1 protein-coding gene is annotated in these 411 nt (G+C 50.6%); it reads right to left on the reverse strand.

Translation table 11 applies throughout. The features are described from left to right. Positions 1 to 203 (reverse strand): hypothetical protein (locus EAS64_RS45380; protein WP_222850054.1); only part of this gene is annotated, 203 nt, incomplete at its 3' end. Positions 204 to 411 lie beyond the last annotated feature (208 nt).

Here is a 411-nt window from a genome sequence, read left to right on the forward strand (position 1 = left end):
GCTGGCAACAGCCACCTTGCAATCCACCCGCTCGCGGCAAAGGTAACAGCAAACACACCGAGCACCATGACTGTGTTGGTTAGGAAGGCGTTTGTCATTGCTTGTCCTCCTTTGAGGTTTCCTTTGCAGGAATATAACTCAAAAACTCGAAAGCTGCACGTTCCAAAATTGCGGCAACCATAACTGCGGGCAGCTTGTGCCATGACCACCCACCTGCCGCGAAGAATGGAGAAATAAGCGACAGGCTGTTGATTTTCACCGAGAACTGACCCGGGAAGGGTATAAATTTCCACTTAGAATTGACCCATGCCTGACACTGCTCCGGTTTCAATTGACCGGAGCCCTATGGAGAAGTGATCAGCATGGATTTATTGAGCGTTGTGCGTCGTTGGCATCATCGTGATGGTCTGC

Origin of the sequence: Trebonia kvetii, assembly GCF_007827045.1 — a bacterium.
In the GTDB taxonomy this organism is placed as follows: Bacteria; Actinomycetota; Actinomycetes; order Streptosporangiales; family Streptosporangiaceae; genus Trebonia; species Trebonia kvetii.